This window comes from Nocardia sp. NPDC050697 (assembly GCF_040654395.1).
Taxonomy (GTDB): Bacteria; Actinomycetota; Actinomycetes; order Mycobacteriales; family Mycobacteriaceae; genus Nocardia.
The window spans coordinates 1,099,650-1,115,265 of record NZ_JBFAHY010000001.1 but is presented as its reverse complement, the minus strand read 5'-3'; the positions used below and the strand labels follow the sequence as shown (position 1 = coordinate 1,115,265).

Here is a 15,616-nt window from a genome sequence, read left to right as displayed (position 1 = left end):
GTCCGCGCCCCGCGCCCGTCCCGCCTCACCCGTTGCGGGTGACTAGTGCGTGAGAATCACCTTCACCACGACCACGGCGGTCGCCACCGCGGTGACGAGCAGCGCTTGGATCAGCGTGGACCGCTGCGGCCGCCGCCCCTCCACCCGCCGGACGACGAATGCCGTGCCGCCGATCCGGGCCAGCACGGTGCCCTCCGCGAGCAGCTGCGCGGTGCGCGGCTCCAGCCAGCCGAGCCAGGCGCAGGCCAGGACGGCGCAGGGCAGCACCGCCGCGGTCAGGATGGGCAGCGAGTCGCGCAGCTCCGCCCGGCGATCGGCCGCGGTCAGCGTGCGGTTCTCCCGGATGCCCTGCCCGATGCTCTCGGCGAAGGCGTGCGCGACGAAGGTCGAGAGCGCGACGCCGACCACGATCAGGATGCCGACGTGCCCCGGGCTGACCGGGATCGGGATCAGCGCGGCCAGGATCAGCACATTGCCGTAGACGTAGGCGCTGACCCGCGCCGCCGCCCGGTCCCGCTCGAGCGGCAGCCCGCTGGCGAACAGCGGACGGTGCAGCAGCGCCAGCTTGCTCACGGACGCTCCTTCCGAGGGCACTGTCCTCTCAGCGAACTACGGGGCGCGGGCGGTGTCGAGCGATTGCCCGGATATCACCCGATACGGGTGAGCACCGCCGCCCGGCGACCGCGGCCAGTTCGTCAGCGATCCCCGGGCGGGTGCGCAGCCGCGGGGGCGGCTCGGACGCGGCGGGCGGCTGCGCAGGCGACGGCGGACTGCGGTTCGCGCAGCCGCTCCCGGGGTGCGTGAGCAATCAGCCCGTGTACACCACGATCCCGCGCTCGGCCCGCTCGATCGCCCCGGTAGCGCCGGAGAACTCCACCTTGATCTGCACGAACCAGTCGATGGAGGAATGCACCGCCTCGGTGGTCGGGTCGATATCTTTCGGCAAAGTCAGAGCGAAGGGGAATTCCTGGCGCTGCCGTCCGATGAACTGGACATCTTTGGCGAATGTGACCATCGGGCGCACAAAAGCCTCGGTGGGGCTGCCCGGAGTCTTCGCCACCGGATGCGATTCCTGAACACGCTGGAACCAGCCCGCGACCGAGGCGGTTCTCTTCGGTGTCTCCGGCGCGGTCACCGCGACCACCCCGCGCACCTCCGCACCGGCCCGGTACGCGCCCTGCTCGGTGACGATCTCGAAATCGAGGGTGCTCGCCAGCGCTCGGCTCTTCTGGTTCAGCGGCAGGTCGGGCAGCGGGTCCGGCGGGCCGATGAGCACGGTCAGCGGTACCGCGGTCTCGAGATCCCGCCCGGAGCGCTCCACCACGAGCCGGATCTCCCACCGGACCACCTCTTTCGAGGAGCCGGGCGACCAGGACGGGAGCCGGAGCCGCACCCGGTGCTGCCCGGCGGCCAGGCTGCCCTCGACCAGCGGCAGCGGCTCGGCCAGGACCGGCACCCACTCCTCGGTGTCCTTCTCCGAGCCGTAATCGGTGCCGACCTGACCCGCCAGCAGCAGCGAATCGTTGTCGTGATTCAACGCCGCGTTCGTGCGCCCCGCCCAGCGGTATCGGAAACCGTTCCGGTACCCGAGCTGCACCGAAGCCGACGCCACCCGATCCAGCGCCTTGTCCACCGTGACCGTCGCGGTGATGGTGTCGGTGGGGCGGTACGGGCCGTCCGGAGCGAGGGCGACACTCGCGTCCTTCCGGCGGCTGAACAGCCCCATCATCCCTGCCGACCGGCGGCCTTGCGCGCCGCCAGCTCGGCCTGGAACGCGGCGTACTCCTCGGGATTGTTCCGCTTGTGCATGGCCCGCACCGGCCAGAACAGCACATACAGGATGCCCTCGACGACCTTCCCGACCAGCCAGAGCGGCCAGAACAGCACCAGCACGAACAGCCACGCCGGGTAGACCAGGATCAGGCAGAACTGCAGGAACTGTTTGATCCCGGCCGGATACCCCTCGGCCTGCGAGAGCAGGAATCTCGGGTTCGCCGCCGCCGCGGCCTTGCGGGCCCAGCTGCGTTCGTCCGCCACCGCCTGCTGGGCGGTGCTGACGTCGGGGCCCCGTTCGGCGGCGGTGGTGCCGCGTTGCGGGCGGGGAGGTTCGGCGAGGGTCATGGGTTTTCTCCTGGCTATCGGGGGCGCGCAGTTAGCGGAATGCTCTCATTGCGCTTCCCCTATCGCCTGCGGAATGGGGTAGAGCGCCGTCCATACGGGATATTTCGCCCTTTTGCCCGGAAAGTGATTGCCCGGCGTTCCGATCCGGGCAATTCCGGTGCAATCGCTGCCCAGATGGGCCGCTTAGAACGGGATGCGTTGCCTGCGAACTATTCTCGTCGCGGGAGGTGATTCTCTAGGTTGCACTCCTGTTCGAGGCGAAGGCTCGGCACGCGAAGGACGAGACGGAATTCCTCCGCGCGCCTCCTGCGATGGACGGCGCACGACGATCGCGGCTGTCCGAATGGCTGTCGCGAGTGCACCCCGTCATCCTCGGCTGGAGGCATTGTCGGATCGCAGGCGATCGGGGTCGGCGGCCACCCGAGCTGCCGCGAAGTGCTCGTAGTCCGAGCGCGACTGCAGGACGCAGAATTCATTGCCCTCCGGGTCGGCGAGCACGGTCCACCCGGTGATCTCCCGGCCCCAGTCGACGCGGGTGGCACCGAGGGCGAGTGCGCGATCGACGGTGCCGGCGCGGTCCTCCGGTCGGAGGTCGAGGTGCAGGCGGTTGTTCGCGGTTGGCGCCGGGGCGGCGGCGAAGAGCAGGACGACGCCGTCGCCGTCGGGCGGGCCGAGGCGTATCGAGTCGGTGAAGTTCTCGAGGCGGATGTAACCGAGAAGCTCGCCCCAGAAGGCGGCGAGGCGGGCGGGATCCCGGCAGGCGATTACTACACAGTCGATCCGAACTCCCCGCATCCTCACACCTCCGGGTTCGATTCGCGCCGACCATAACCCGTGATCAGCGCCGAACAGGTGCGCGCGAACTCGAGGCCGAGCGGGCGGTGGTGATCCTGGCGGTCCGGCGGGAACCGGACGCTACCGACGAGCCGCTAATCCCGGGGGCCGTTCCGGTGTCGCTGACCCGCGATCTGGTGGGGGCGAAGGAACACTCGGGGAACCACCCACTGCCAACGGATGAGCAGGTGCAGGACGCGGTCCGGCCGGTGGGGAAGCGACGCGAACTCCCTCGTCGTGGTCTACAGCACGGAGAATACGGCCTTGGCCTCGCGAGTCTGGTGGACGCTGCGCTGGGCGGGCGTGCCGGACGTGCGCTACCTTCGACGGCGGCCTCGAGGCATGGCAAGCCGCCGACGGGGAGCTGAGCTCGGAGCCGCCCCCCGAGCGAACCGGCACACTCACCGTCCGCACCGGATCGCCGCCGGTACTCGACACCGAGCAGGCGGGCGAGTCGGCGCGTACGGGCGTCCTGCTCGACGGGATCGTGCGCTGGTTCTTCGGCTGGGGGCGGTGGACGAGGCGAACCACACCTACATGTTCGGGGTCGGTGACCTGACCCGGCCGGGCATCACCCCGGAGCCGCTGCGGCGGGACGCGCTGGTGGCGCACCCGGACGAGCCCTCGCTGCTCGCGCTCTCCTCCGCCGTCGAGAAAGCGGCGAGCACGCCGGTGCCGGAGCCGTACCGGCGGCGCGCGCCACCGCCGCCGCGCTCATGACGGGTGGGGTCAGAGCCTGGTGCTCGACAGTATCGCGCAGGTCAGGGCACGGGCCGCGCTGTTCCTGCAGGTGCGGAGGCTTTCGCCGAAGGTGCGGACCGCGCGGTTCGAGCGGCTCGCGAGCTGACCGGCCGCCGAGCGATCAGCGGACAGCGACGAGTTTCAGTGGCGTCTCGAGCAGCGCCTCCGCTGACTCCGCCCAGGCCACGGTGGCGGTGGTGACGGGCGCGGGGTCGAAGCGGCCCGCGGCCACCAGGTCGAGCACCGCCGGTATCGCGGGGCGCGCGTGCGCCCGGCCGGTGTGGAAGGTGCAGCAGCGGTTGTACATGCCGAACACCGGCAGCGCGACGTCCTCGAACTGCACGCTGACGCTGGTGCACCAGCCGTCCCACCCCGTCGCCTCGATCGCCGCCCGCAGCGCCTCGCCGCCGCCGCGCGCCTCCACCGTGATCGGGAAGCGGCCCAGCTCCCGCCCCGGATCGCCGTCGAGGGCCTCGGCGCCCAGCGCCGCCGCGATCGCCAGCCGCTCCGATTCCCGGTCCACGTAGACGACCCGATCCGAACCGAGCGCGACCGCGAGCCCGGCCGCGTACAGCCCGATCGACGGCGCCGCGCTGCCGCCGACCACCAGCACCTCCGCGCCCGGCCGGTCCGCCAGCTGCGGGCCGACGGCGCGGTACGCGTCGGGGATATTGTCGCTGGCACTGGCCACGGTGGCGGGGTCGATGCCCGGTGGGAGCGGGACCAGCATGGCATCGGCATGCGGTACCAGGGCGAGGTCCGCCCAGAGCCCGCCCCAGCCCAGTCCGCCCAGCGTGCCTAGTCCGAAGGTGGAGAGCGGCGGGTGGCTCGCGCAGTTCCCGGTGCGCTCGCGGGAGCACGGCCCACACTTGCCGCAGGAGATCTGGAACGGCACCACCACCCGATCGCCCGGCCGCACCGCGCGCACCTCGTCTCCCACCGCAACCACCTCCGCGACGCCCTCGTGCCCGAACGGGTACGGGCCGGGCAGCGGGAACGCGCCGCGCAGGACCGCCGGATCGATATCGCACGTAGCCACCGCGATCGGCCGAACCAGCGCCTGATCCGGCTCGCTCAGGACGGGCTCTGCGGTCTCCTCCCACGCCAACGCCCCCGGACCATTCAGCAGCAGCCGCTTCATCCGTCGAGTATCACCGATCGCGTCACTTCTCGGCGGACTCGAGGAGTTCACACCACCGGCGGACGACCAGGTCCGTGTAGTCGTCGGCGGTGATGCCGAAGGCGCCCAGCGCATACCCGTCGTTCGCCTCGACCAGGGCGGTTCGCTTGTCTGCCAGCACACCGAAGTCGAGGCCGTAGGCGGCCGGCGCTGTCCCGGAGCGGTGGTAGGCGGCAACAGCGGAGCGCACGACGCCCAAGTCGAGCCGGACCGATTCGTCTCCGGCGTACCGGTCCACCGCCACGATCCGCTGATCGTTGACGTAGACGCGGTGCTCCGCGAGCCACTCGACGACCTCCGAGCACCACACCCGCTGCCGCCGGCTCACCGTGCCCAGCTCCGCGATGTCTCGCTCCGAGTAGCAGACGGCGCCGGTGAAACCCTTGCGCCGGTCGGCGGGCTTGACGAAGGTCGGTGGCAGGGAGCCGTCGCCGAGGGCGCGTTCGACCGCGCCGAGCGTTGCCGTCCACACCTCGCGGCGGCGGAACTCACGCAGGCTGCTCGGGTAGTCGTCGGGTGCGGGGATTGGTATCCCGAGCTGTCGCATGGCGCCGTGCATCGCATCCATGTCGCCCGCGATGAACGTCTCCGGGCTCAGCGGTAGCTGACGGCGCAGGATTCGCTTGATCGTGTAGTACCGCACCGGGATGCCGCGCCGCCGCAGGCACTCGTCCAGCAGCTGCTCCTCGTGCCGCATGGGTCCGCTGCCTGCGTACTGGAGGTAGGCGCTCGTGATCATGAGCCGCTCACTCGGTTTCTCGTCGCGCTGGTCGACGGCACGCACGGCGCCGATGCATACGGTCCGGACCCGAGGGGGCGTGAAGGATAGGCATCAGGCGGCATTCGTGCGCAGCCAGAGCACCGACCACAGGACCGCGCCGAGCACGCCGAGCACGATGCCGACCTGGGCGGTGGCGGGGCGCGGGTCGGCATTCCGCTTCTCCTCGGCCAGCCCGATCATGCCGAGCGGAATCGCCAGCGCCGCAGGGACTCCGCACGCGAGTAGCGAGAGGATTCCGAGCCATAAGGACGCCGTGGCGATCGGGTTCGAGCGGATCACGCGGGTGGGGGCGGCGGGTAGGGGGAGGGCGGGCCAGTCGATGGGCGGCAGGTCGGTGAGCAGGGCGTCGAGTTCGCGGACGGTGGTGGCGCCGAGCGCGGTGCCGACCCGCTCGGCGTACTCGGGCGGGCCGAGCCTGCCGTCGCGGAAGTTGCGGGCCAGGGCGGCGACCACGCGTTCACGGTCGGTGTCGGCGGCCCGGAGTTCGGGGTTGGTGTAGGGCGGCATCAGTCCTCCTCGGTCTCGCCGGCGGCCAGGAAGCGGTCCACCGCGTCGATGTCGTCGTCGCCGGGGTCGAGCAGCCGCTCGTTGAGGACCGGGATCGGGCGGTCGAGCCAGGCGGGGCCCGCGCCCTCGGCGGGGAGCAGGTCGTGCTTGGCGACGAAATCCTCAGCGAGGTGCCGTACCGATTCGCGCAGCGCGTTTAGCACCACGCCCTCGGCGACTCCGGTGAGCTCCTCGAGCAGCGCCCTGACCCGGTCGAGCTGGTCGGCGTCGGCGCTGTCGGCGCGGATGCGCGGCCAGACGGTGCGCTCGAAGATCTCGCCGAAATCGGCGGCGATCCGGTCGGTGTGCGCGCGCAGCCGCGCCATCTGCTCGAGCACCTCGGCGGGCGGGATCTCGAGTTCGGTGGTGCGCATCCCGGCGGTCAGCGCCCAGCGCCGCACCTGCGGGCGGCCGCGCCGCCAGCGCACCATGCCGAGCCGGGTCGCCCGGCGCAGCAGTGCGGGGCGCAGGTCGGCGGCCCGGATCATGGTGCGGATCTCGCGCAGGCCGAACGGCACCCAGTCCTCCGGGCCGCCGGGCAGCGCGAGCAGGTCGGCGACGGTCGCGCCCTGCTCCCTGGCGGCCAGCAGGTCCCCGATGGAGGTCAGCGAGAAGCCGCGCTCCTGGAGCCGCTGCACCAGTTCCATGCGCCGCAGGTGCGAGCTGTTGTAGCGGGCGGTGCGCCCGGCCCGGCGCGGCGGGTGCAGTAGGCCCTTGGTCTGGTACATCCGCACCGTGCTGGTGGGAACCCCGGTGTGCGCCGCCAGCTGCTCGACGGTCAGATCCGTGTCCTTCGTGCGCATGGGTCGAGAATGTCAGCGCGGAATCATCGAGTCAAGACTATTCGAGTAAATACTCGAATAGTCACCACCGTAGTGTGAGGTGACTGCGGGCTGCCCGGTGTAGCCGGGACCAGCGGTGTCGTCGGCGCCGAGGTAGGACGCCGAGAAGCGGAGCGTGGCCGGGCCGCGAGTGGTGACGAGGTGCCTGCGGCTGTCGTATCCGACTCCGGCCCTGCGCAATTCGGCGAGCACCGGGCGCGCGGCCGAGGAGCCGTCCCGGTGCCGGATACCGGCCGGGTCGAAATGCGCGGCGAGGGTTCCGCCGGGCGTCAGCCAACCGGCCATGGCGGTGAGCAGCGCCAGCTTGTCGCCGATGTAGTGCAGCCCGTGCACGCAGGTCACCAGGTCGGCGTCGCCGTCGGGGCGCCATTCGTGCGCGCTCGCGGTGACGAGCCGCAGCCGCGGGGTGCGCGGCGCACCCTGGAAATAGCCGACCAGGTCGATACCGAGCAGCGCGACCTCGGCCTCCGGATACTCGGCGGCGAACCGCGCCTCCGCCTCCAGCAGCGCCCGCCCCGACCCGCAGCACACATCGATCCAGCGCACCGGCGCGGGCAGCCGCTCGGCGAGCGACGCGAAGGGGTCGAGACCGAGATCCCGCGCGTAACTGTTCACCCCGGACAACCCGCGCTCGCGGTTCATCGCAGTGTTCGCCACTACCGAGGACCGTTCGAGCGCCGCGTGGTCGAGCAGCCGGGGATCGGTGCTCACGTCAGCGCGGCGGCCGGGTGATGCCGTGCGCCGGCTCGAACCCCGGGTCGGTGTCGACGAGCCGGTGGTGCGGGGTGCGGCGGTACACGGTCTCGGCGGTCGCCTCGGGATCGCGCGGCGGCGCGGGCACCGGCTCCGACGAGCGGTTGCGCTTGGCGTAGTAGAGCCCGGAATCGGCGGCGGCCAGCAGCGATTCGGCGCCGTTGCGGGCGATTCGGGCGGTGATGGTGCCGATGCTCGCGGTCACCGGAAGCCGGCGGCCGTCGGCGAGCACCGGGTCGCGGAAGACCGCGGCCAGCCGCCGCGAGACGGCGGCGACCCGCTCGGCGGTGGTGGGCGGGGCGATGAGCGCCACGAACTCGTCGCCGCCGATCCGGGCGATGAGGTGGTCGCCGTGCTCGCGGGTGTCGGCGTGCAGCCGGGCGGCGATCGCGGTGAGCACCCGGTCGCCGACGGTGTGCCCGAACCGGTCGTTGATCTGCTTGAACCGGTTGAGGTCCAGGAAGCACAGCCCCACCAGGGCGCCGTCGTCGGCGGTGGCGCTGTAGCGGTTGATGGTCTCCATCAGGTGCCTGCGGTTGGGCAGCCCGGTGAGCGGGTCGTGCCTGGCCTGGTGGTGCAGCTCGGCCTGGTGCCGGTACTGGTCGGTGACGTCGGCACCGACCGCGACCAGGTAGTCCGGGTCGCCGTCGGCGGTGCCCTTGGCGAGGGTGATGCCGATGTTCATCCAGCCGATCGAGCCGTCCGCGCGCACCAGCCGCTGTTTCAGCGAGACGGTGCCCTTCCCGGCCGGGATCAGCTGCTCGTAGAGCAGGGTGCGGATGTGGTCGTGGTCGTCGGGGTGCGCGAAGTCGTAGACCGAGATGCCGTCCAGCGCCTCCGGGGCGACGCCGATCATGTCGGCGAGGCTGCGGTTGGCCTCCAGGATGCGGCCCTCGGTGTCGCCGATGGCGATGGCGGCGGCCGAGTTGTCGAAGAGGATGCGGAGCCGCCGCGCCCGCTCGTCGGGGAGCACCGATTCGGTGCGCCGCGCCTGATGCCCCTGCCCCAGCGCCACCAGGTAGCCCGCCGCCACCTCGGCCCGGCCCATGCTGCCCGCGATGGCGAGCAGCACCGGCGCGGAGGCGATCGGCGCCGCCGGATCGGTGAGCCCGGCATCGACGAGCGCCGCGCCGAGCCCGGCGCCGACGGCGGGGGCGAACGGCTCGGCGCCGAAATCGCGGATCGCGTGCCCGGTGAGCACATCGAAGACGACCTCGGGGAGCGCGACCCCCGTGCTGCTCACCGCCTCCCGCCACGACCGAGCGAATACCGAGCGTTCGCCGCGCGTCACGTCAACCAGACCCTTCGAGCATCGCACGTGAACACCACCGGGAGATACCGCCGCGCTGCGGCCGGTGGAGTTCTCGCCCCCGGCGAGGCCGACCGGCGAGCAGCCAGAATAGCAGCGCGCGGGGGTGCGGAGGCGGGAATGCCGGTACGGTTCCGCGCTGCGGCACAGCGGAATAGCGCGGCCGCGCGGCGATCCCGGCATCCCCGCGGGGGACACCGGGATCGGCGGGTCAGCCCTTGACGACGGTGGTGCAGGCGAAGGTGATCTCGAAGGGGATGTTCTTCGGGCCGGCGAGGGGGTTGGTGAGGTCGACGCCGCCGATGCCTTCGCCGGTGACGGTGTAGGTGGTGCCGTTCTTGGTGAGCTTGGCGGTGCCGCCGGGGGCGCCTGCGCCGTAGCCGAGGGCGTAGGGGGTGCCGCTGTCGCCGCCCTTGGTGCCGGCGATGGCGACGGCCTGGACGGTGTCCCCGCCCTGGATGGTGGCCGAGACGCTGAGGTTGCCGTAGGTGGTGTTGTCCAGGTCGGTGAGGGCGAGGGCGAGGGTGCCGGCCTGTTCGGCGCAGGTGGTGTCGAAGCGGGCGTCGATGGTCTTGCCGTCGACCTGGGCGGTGGAGTTGCCGGTGGTGCTGATCGGGGAGGCGGGGGTGGTGGTGTTGTTGTCGCTGCAGCCGGTGACGAGCAGGGCGAGGGCGGCGGCCGCGGCGGTGGTGACGGCGGCGATGCGGTTGCTGCGCATGGGTTTCGTTCCTTCGATCTCGGGTGGTTCAGCCTCCGGTGAGGCCGTTGAGATGAAGGTAGGAGGGTTTCGCGCCCTACCGATCCCAGGTTTTCACCCTTCGAGGTAGGCGTCCAGCCGGGCCGCCGCGCGCAGCAGGGCGCGGCCGCGGGCGGTGAGCGCCCGCTGCCAGCCGTCGAGCGCGGCGGCGAGCTCCTCGGTTCCGCCCGCTGAGCGGACCTGCGCCACGACCGTGGCGATGTGGTCGAGCGGGTAGCCGCCGCGGCGCAGCAGGTGGGCGAGTTCGGCGTCGCGGACGTCGCTCGCGCGGAAGATCCGGTGCCCGGTCGCCCGGTCCCGGGCCGGGACGAGGATGCCCGCCCGCTCCCAGGTGCGCAGGGTCGCCGGGCTGAGGCGGAGGCGGTGGGCGAGTTCGCCGATGCTGCGGATGCTGGAGATTCCGGTGAGCTCCGGTTGTTCCGTGAGGGGGCCGATGGCGCGGCGGACCTGGTCGAGGGTGTCGCGGTCGCGGAGGAGGCGCGCGTGCCCGTCGGCGAGCACGGTCAGGGCGCGGTCCACGTCGCCGGCGTTGACCGCCGTCATGATCGTGCCGGCGGCGGCGTGGCCGGTGGCGGTGACGAGGGCGAGGTAGGCGCGGAGCGCGGCCGCGTGCCGCTCGGTGTAGATGCGGTAGCCGGTGGGGGTGCGCCCGGCGGGTGGGAGGAAGCCGTCACGCTCGTAGTTGCGGACGGCCTGGGTCGAGATGCCGTGTTCGCGGGCCAGGTGGGAGGGGCGCAGTGTTGTCACCGCTTGGAGACTTTACGCCGGATCCGCTCGATATTCGCGGCTCAACCTTCACCCGTTCGGTCAAGGATACGATTCAATGGCATGAGTCAGGACATTCGAGACTTCCTCACCCCGGCGTGCACGCTGCTCGGACTGGGGGAGCCGACCCATCAGGAGCCCGGCTTCGGGTTCCTCCGCAACGACCTCTTCGCCACCCTCGTGCGGGCCGGGTTCCGCTCCATCGCGCTGGAGACCGATCGGGTGGCCGCGCTCGCAGTCGACGACTTCGTGCGGGGCGGTATCGGAACGCTGGACGACGTTCTGCGCATCGGCTTCTCGCACGGCTTCGGTGCGCTGGAGCCGAACCGCGAGCTGGTCGCCCGCATGCGCGCCTACAACGAGGAACGCCCGGCCGGGGAGCGGCTCTCCTTCCACGGCTTCGACGCGCCGACCGAGAACACCACCGCGCCCAGCCCGCGCCGGTACCTCGAGTACGCGGCCGCCTATCTCGACATCGACTCGGACACCGCCGATTTCGGGCCCGACGACCGCTGGGACCGGCCCGAGGCGATCCTGGACGCCACCCGCTCGATCGGCGACAGCACCGAGGCCGCCCGGCTGCGCGCCCTCGCCGACGACCTGCTCGGCACCCTGCACGCCCGCGCCCCGGAGCTCATCGCGGCGACGTCCCGCGCCGCCTGGCACCGGGCCCGCATCCACCTCACCGCCGGGATCGGCGTGCTGCGCTACCACCGGCAGGCCGCGCGGCGGGTCGAGGAGGGCACCCGGATCTCCGGGCTGCTCGCCACCAGGGACGGCATCATGGCGCAGAACCTTCTCGATATCCGCGGCCTCGAGGAGGACCGCGGGCCGACGCTGGTGTTCGCCAACAATGCCCACCTGCAGCGCAATCCGAGCAGTATGCGGATGGCGGGGATGGAGCTCGGCTGGTGGTCGGCGGGCGCCATCATCGATGCGCTGCTCGGTGCGCGGTACCGGGTGCTGCTCGGGGCGCTCGGGAGCAGCGCGACGCTCGGGCTCGGCGCGCCGGAGCCGGGCACCTACGAGGAAGCGCTGCGGCGGCGGTTCCCAGCGTGGGGGCTGACCGCGACGGTCGCGCCCGCCCTGACCCGCACCGACACCCGGCCGGAGCAGGGGTACGCCCCGCTCGCGCAGCCGCTGATCGACGCCGCCGACGGCGTGCTGTACCTCGACAGCTGACCGGCATTGCCAGGAAACTCCCAGGGAACCGGGAGGTCATTGCCAAGCTGAGCCAGCACAATCCACGGATGCCCACCGCCGCGCCCGCGCCCGCCCGCCGGAACGAGCGGCTCGCGCTCGCCGCCCTGCTCGCCGGGACCGCCCTGGCCTACCTGTGGAACCTGAGCGCCAATGGCTGGGCGAACAGCTTCTACGCCGCCGCGGTGCAGTCCGGCACCAAGTCGTGGACCGCGTTCCTCTTCGGCTCCTCGGACTGGGGCAACGCCATCACCGTCGACAAGACACCGGCGGCGCTCTGGCCCATGGAGCTCTCCGGCCGGCTCTTAGGCTTCTCCAGCTGGAGCATGCTGCTGCCGCAGGTGCTGCTCGGGGTCGGCTCGGTGGCGCTGCTCTGGGTGATCGTGCGGCGGTGGTTCGGGGCCGCGGCCGGGTTCGTGGCCGGGCTGGTGCTCGCGGCGACGCCGGTGGCGGCGCTCATGTTCCGGTTCAACAATCCGGACGCGCTGCTGGTGTTCCTCATGATCGGCGCGTGCTGGGCACTGCTGCGGGCGGTCGAGGACGATCGCGTGCGGTGGCTGGTGCTCTGCGGGGTGCTGGTCGGCCTCGGGTTCCTGGCGAAGCAGTTGCAGGTCATGCTGGTGCTGCCCGCGCTGGTGGTGACCTACCTGGTCGCGGCGCGGGGCGGGTTCGGGCGGCGGGTCGTGCGGCTCGGCGCCGCCGCGGGCGGGCTGGTGCTCGGCGCCGGATGGTGGTTGCTGCTCGCGGTGCTCTGGCCCGCCGGGAGCCGGCCGTATTTCGGCGGCTCGCAGCACAACTCGACCATCGAGCTGGCGCTCGGCTACAACGGGCTGGATCGGCTCGGGAACTTCGGCTCGGCCGGCGGCGGTGGGCGGCCGCCGGGCGGCGGGCCGTTCGGGCGGGCGCCGGGGATCGGGCGGCTGTTCGACGCGTCGGTGGGCGGGCAGATCGCGTGGTTCGTTCCGGCGGCGATGGTGCTGGTGGTCGTGGGGCTGGTGCTGTGCAGGCGGGAGGGGCCGCGGCGGGCGGTGCTGCTGCTGTTCGGGGTGTGGGGGCTGGTCACCGGGGTGGTGTTCAGCTTTATGCACGGGATCTTCCACGAGTACTACACGGTGGCGCTCGCGCCCGCGGTGGCCGGCGCCGTCGGTGCGGGCGGGGTGGTGGCGTGGGGTGCGCGGGAGCGGCTGTGGGTGCGGGTCGCGCTTGCGGTGGCGATGGTGCTGACCGGGGTGACCGCGTTCGTGCTGCTCGGGCGGGCCGAGGGGTTCGTGCCGTGGTTGCGGTGGGTCGTCGTGGTGGCGACGGTGCTCGCGGTGGCCGGATTGCTCGACGTGTTCCAGCGGCGGGCCCTCGTGGTCGTGACGCTGGTCGCCGTGGCTGTCGGTGCGCTGGCGGGGCCGGTCGCGTATGTGGTGCAGACGGTGTCGAGTCCGCACCGCGGTGGCATCGTTCTGGCCGGGCCCGATACCGGCGGTGGGTTCGGCGGACCGCCCGGCGCGGGTCCCGGGGGCGCGCCGCCCGGAATGCCGGGGAGCGGGGGGCCGCCTTCCGGTGCGGTCCGGGAAGGTCCGCCGCCGGACGCCGGCGCGGGGCTGGACGCTGTGCCGCCGGGCCTGCCTCCGGCCTCCGGCGGCCCGTCAGCTGCTGAACCGGATGTCACGCACCCTCCTGCCGGCGGCGCCGCACCGAACGGCACTGGCGGACCGGGCCGCGCCGGTCCGCGTCGCGGCCCGATGGGCGCCCCGCCCGACCCCGGGGTGATCGCGAAACTCCGCGCCGACGCGGGGAACTTCCGCTGGGCGGGCGCGACCGTCGCCTCCATGGGCGCCGCCGACTACCAGCTCGCCGCCGACGTCCCGATCATGCCGATCGGCGGCTTCGCCGGCGGCGACCCCGCGCCGACCCTGGCCGAGTTCCAGCGGTACGTCGCCGACGGCGACATCCACTGGTTCCTCGCCCTCGGCCCCGGACGGAACCGGGAGTCGGAGGGCACCCGGATCACCGAGTGGGTGCAGGGCACCTTCACCCCGGTACCGCTCGGCGAGGTCACCCTGTACGACCTCACCGCACCGAGGTGAGCTACCGGGCCGGCGCCGCGGCGGCGAACGACTCCACCCGGGCCAGGTCGTACTCCCCGGCCCCGGTACCGACACCCTGCGCCACCTGCGCCGCGACCGCGCACCCGAGCCGCGCGGCCCGGCCGAGATCCCGGTACCTCAGCCAGCCGGTGACGAACCCGGCGGAGAAGGCGTCCCCGCACCCGGTGGTGTCGACGACATCGACGGCGAAGGCGGGGACCTCGAGTGTGGTCTCCGGCGTGACGACCAGTGCCCCCTCCGCACCGCGGGTGAGCGCGACACAGCCGGCCCCGTACTCCAGCAGCGCGCGGGCACCCGCCTCGAGATCGTCGGTGCCGGTGCAGCCGCGCACCTGCTCGTCGTTGGGCAGCAGGAAGTCGGTGTGCGGCAGCGCGCCCGCGATCCACTGCAGCAGCCCGGGATCGCCGGGCGCGAGGATATCGATCGAGGTGCCGATACCGCGCTCGCGGGCCCGCGCGAGCAGCTGCCCGGCCGCCTCGCCGCCGAGGAACTCGGGACCGCCGAGATGCAGGTGGTCGATGCCGTCGAGCGCGTCGGGGGCGAGGTCGGCGAGGGTGAAGGCCGCATTGGCGCCGACGCAGTGCCAGGCCGGGCGGTCCCCGTTGGGGCGCACCGGGATGACCGAGCCGGAGGTCTGCGCGGAGGTCGTGGTGATGAGGCCGCGGGTGTCGACGCCGTAGCCGGCGAGCAGCGTGCTGAGGGTCCGCCCGAGCGGGTCGGCGCCGATCGCGCCGTGCGTGCGCACCGCCGCGCCGAGCCGGGCCAGCACCACCGCGGTGCCGCCCGCCGTGCCGGCCGGGGAGAAGCCGATGGACTCGACCAGTGCGCCCTCCGAACCCTCCGGGATCGAGTCGATACCGACGACGTGCACATCCAGCACGTGAATGCCGACGGTGGCGATGGTGAACTCAGTCATGCGGGTTCTCCTGGATCGTTCCGTAGCGCAGGCGGATCGCCTGCTCGACCACGGCGGTCTGCTCGGCCGGGGTGAGCGCGCGCGGGGTGCCCATGGCGGTGGTCCTGGCGTACAGCGCCGCCGCCCACTCCAGCAGCAGCGCGTTGTCCAGCGCCTGCTCCAGGGTGTCGCCGAGCGCGACCGCGCCGTGGTTGGCGAGCAGCGCCGCCTGCTTGCCTGCCAGTGCGGCGCGGACGTGCGCGGCCAGCTCCGGCGTGCCGAAGGGGGCGAAGGGGGCGATTGGGATCTCGCCGCCGAGCAGCAGCTGCTGGTAGTGCAGGACGGGTAGGGCGGTGAGCCCGGCCAGGCAGGCGACGGCGGTGGAGGCGGGGGCGTGCGTGTGCACGACGGCGCCCGCCGCGGTGTCGCGGTAGATGCCGAGGTGCAGGTCGAGCTCCGAGGTGGGGCGGAGGCGGCCGGCGAGGAGCTCACCGTCCGGGGAGACCTCGGTGACGGTGTCGGCGGTGCACTCGCCGAGCACGACGCCGGTGCCGGTGACCGCGATCCGATCGCCCGCGCGCGCCGAGACATTGCCCGCCGTGCCGATCAGCAACCCCTCGGCGGCCAAGCGGCGGGCGGTGCCCGCGACTTGCTCCCGCAGATCGGCATCAATCATGCGCGGCTCCTCGTCGATGATTCCCCGGGGAACCTACCGCGCCGGTGGCCGCCGCGTGAGTGAGTAGCGGCTCAGCCGGAGAGGCGCGCCGAGCCGCGATGCCTCAGCGGCTAACTC

The 15,616-nt window shown here is 72.6% G+C and carries 17 protein-coding genes; 3 read left to right on the top strand and 14 right to left on the bottom strand.

Annotation, left to right across the window (positions count from 1 at the left end):
• Positions 1–42: 42 nt before the first annotated feature.
• The 4 genes from AB0H71_RS05515 to AB0H71_RS05500 form a co-directional block, all read right to left on the bottom strand.
• Complete coding sequence (locus AB0H71_RS05515; RefSeq protein WP_357016177.1) at positions 43–564, bottom strand: hypothetical protein; 522 nt, start codon at positions 562–564, stop codon at positions 43–45.
• A gap of 244 nt (positions 565–808) precedes the next feature.
• On the bottom strand, positions 809–1,729 hold the full coding sequence (locus tag AB0H71_RS05510) for a hypothetical protein (RefSeq protein ID WP_357015122.1): 921 nt from the start codon (positions 1,727–1,729) through the stop codon (positions 809–811).
• On the bottom strand, positions 1,726–2,121 hold the full coding sequence (locus tag AB0H71_RS05505) for a hypothetical protein (protein WP_357015120.1): 396 nt from the start codon (positions 2,119–2,121) through the stop codon (positions 1,726–1,728). Before AB0H71_RS05505 ends, AB0H71_RS05510 begins: the two co-directional genes overlap by 4 nt.
• A 366-nt stretch (positions 2,122–2,487) precedes the next feature.
• Positions 2,488–2,916 carry a VOC family protein gene (locus AB0H71_RS05500; protein ID WP_357015118.1) on the bottom strand — a complete coding sequence of 143 codons (429 nt, stop codon included), beginning with the start codon at positions 2,914–2,916 and terminating at the stop codon, positions 2,488–2,490.
• Positions 2,917–3,468: 552 nt separating this feature from the next.
• Between AB0H71_RS05500 and AB0H71_RS05495 the strand changes: the two genes are divergently transcribed.
• Complete coding sequence (locus tag AB0H71_RS05495; RefSeq protein ID WP_357015116.1) at positions 3,469–3,675, top strand: hypothetical protein; 207 nt, start codon at positions 3,469–3,471, stop codon at positions 3,673–3,675.
• Positions 3,676–3,817: 142 nt separating this feature from the next.
• Here AB0H71_RS05495 and AB0H71_RS05490 read toward each other — a convergent pair whose 3' ends face one another.
• The 8 genes from AB0H71_RS05490 to AB0H71_RS05455 form a co-directional block, all read right to left on the bottom strand.
• Positions 3,818–4,837: an alcohol dehydrogenase catalytic domain-containing protein gene (locus AB0H71_RS05490; protein ID WP_357015115.1), complete on the bottom strand. Its 1,020-nt coding sequence runs from the start codon at positions 4,835–4,837 to the stop codon at positions 3,818–3,820.
• Positions 4,838–4,859: 22 nt separating this feature from the next.
• Positions 4,860–5,660 carry an ATP-grasp domain-containing protein gene (locus AB0H71_RS05485; protein ID WP_357015114.1) on the bottom strand — a complete coding sequence of 267 codons (801 nt, stop codon included), beginning with the start codon at positions 5,658–5,660 and terminating at the stop codon, positions 4,860–4,862.
• A gap of 48 nt (positions 5,661–5,708) precedes the next feature.
• Positions 5,709–6,164, bottom strand: coding sequence for a DUF1707 and DUF4190 domain-containing protein (locus tag AB0H71_RS05480; protein WP_357015112.1), 456 nt, complete (start codon positions 6,162–6,164; stop codon positions 5,709–5,711).
• Positions 6,164–7,006, bottom strand: coding sequence for a MerR family transcriptional regulator (locus AB0H71_RS05475; protein ID WP_357015110.1), 843 nt, complete (start codon positions 7,004–7,006; stop codon positions 6,164–6,166). The genes AB0H71_RS05480 and AB0H71_RS05475 overlap by 1 nt, the downstream gene beginning before the upstream one ends.
• A 12-nt stretch (positions 7,007–7,018) precedes the next feature.
• On the bottom strand, positions 7,019–7,756 hold the full coding sequence (locus AB0H71_RS05470; protein ID WP_357015109.1) for a class I SAM-dependent methyltransferase: 738 nt from the start codon (positions 7,754–7,756) through the stop codon (positions 7,019–7,021).
• A 1-nt stretch (position 7,757) separates the two neighbouring features.
• Positions 7,758–9,041, bottom strand: coding sequence for a sensor domain-containing diguanylate cyclase (locus AB0H71_RS05465; RefSeq protein ID WP_357015107.1), 1,284 nt, complete (start codon positions 9,039–9,041; stop codon positions 7,758–7,760).
• Positions 9,042–9,318: 277 nt separating this feature from the next.
• A complete protein-coding gene (locus AB0H71_RS05460) occupies positions 9,319–9,825 on the bottom strand; it encodes a lipoprotein LpqH (protein ID WP_357015106.1) in 507 nt (168 codons plus the stop codon).
• A gap of 93 nt (positions 9,826–9,918) precedes the next feature.
• On the bottom strand, positions 9,919–10,611 hold the full coding sequence (locus AB0H71_RS05455) for a MerR family transcriptional regulator (protein ID WP_357015104.1): 693 nt from the start codon (positions 10,609–10,611) through the stop codon (positions 9,919–9,921).
• An 81-nt stretch (positions 10,612–10,692) separates the two neighbouring features.
• Between AB0H71_RS05455 and AB0H71_RS05450 the strand changes: the two genes are divergently transcribed.
• On the top strand, positions 10,693–11,811 hold the full coding sequence (locus AB0H71_RS05450; protein ID WP_357015103.1) for an erythromycin esterase family protein: 1,119 nt from the start codon (positions 10,693–10,695) through the stop codon (positions 11,809–11,811).
• Between the two features lie 68 nt (positions 11,812–11,879).
• Positions 11,880–13,907, top strand: coding sequence for a glycosyltransferase family 39 protein (locus AB0H71_RS05445; RefSeq protein WP_357015102.1), 2,028 nt, complete (start codon positions 11,880–11,882; stop codon positions 13,905–13,907).
• Between the two features lies 1 nt (position 13,908).
• On the opposite strand, the gene AB0H71_RS05440 is transcribed toward AB0H71_RS05445, so the two are convergent.
• Together AB0H71_RS05440 and AB0H71_RS05435 are read right to left on the bottom strand one after the other, a co-directional pair.
• Positions 13,909–14,844 (bottom strand): carbohydrate kinase family protein, encoded by a 936-nt coding sequence (locus AB0H71_RS05440; protein ID WP_357015101.1) that lies wholly within the window; start codon positions 14,842–14,844, stop codon positions 13,909–13,911.
• On the bottom strand, positions 14,837–15,499 hold the full coding sequence (locus AB0H71_RS05435) for a class II aldolase/adducin family protein (RefSeq protein ID WP_357015099.1): 663 nt from the start codon (positions 15,497–15,499) through the stop codon (positions 14,837–14,839). Before AB0H71_RS05435 ends, AB0H71_RS05440 begins: the two co-directional genes overlap by 8 nt.
• Positions 15,500–15,616: the final 117 nt, after the last annotated feature.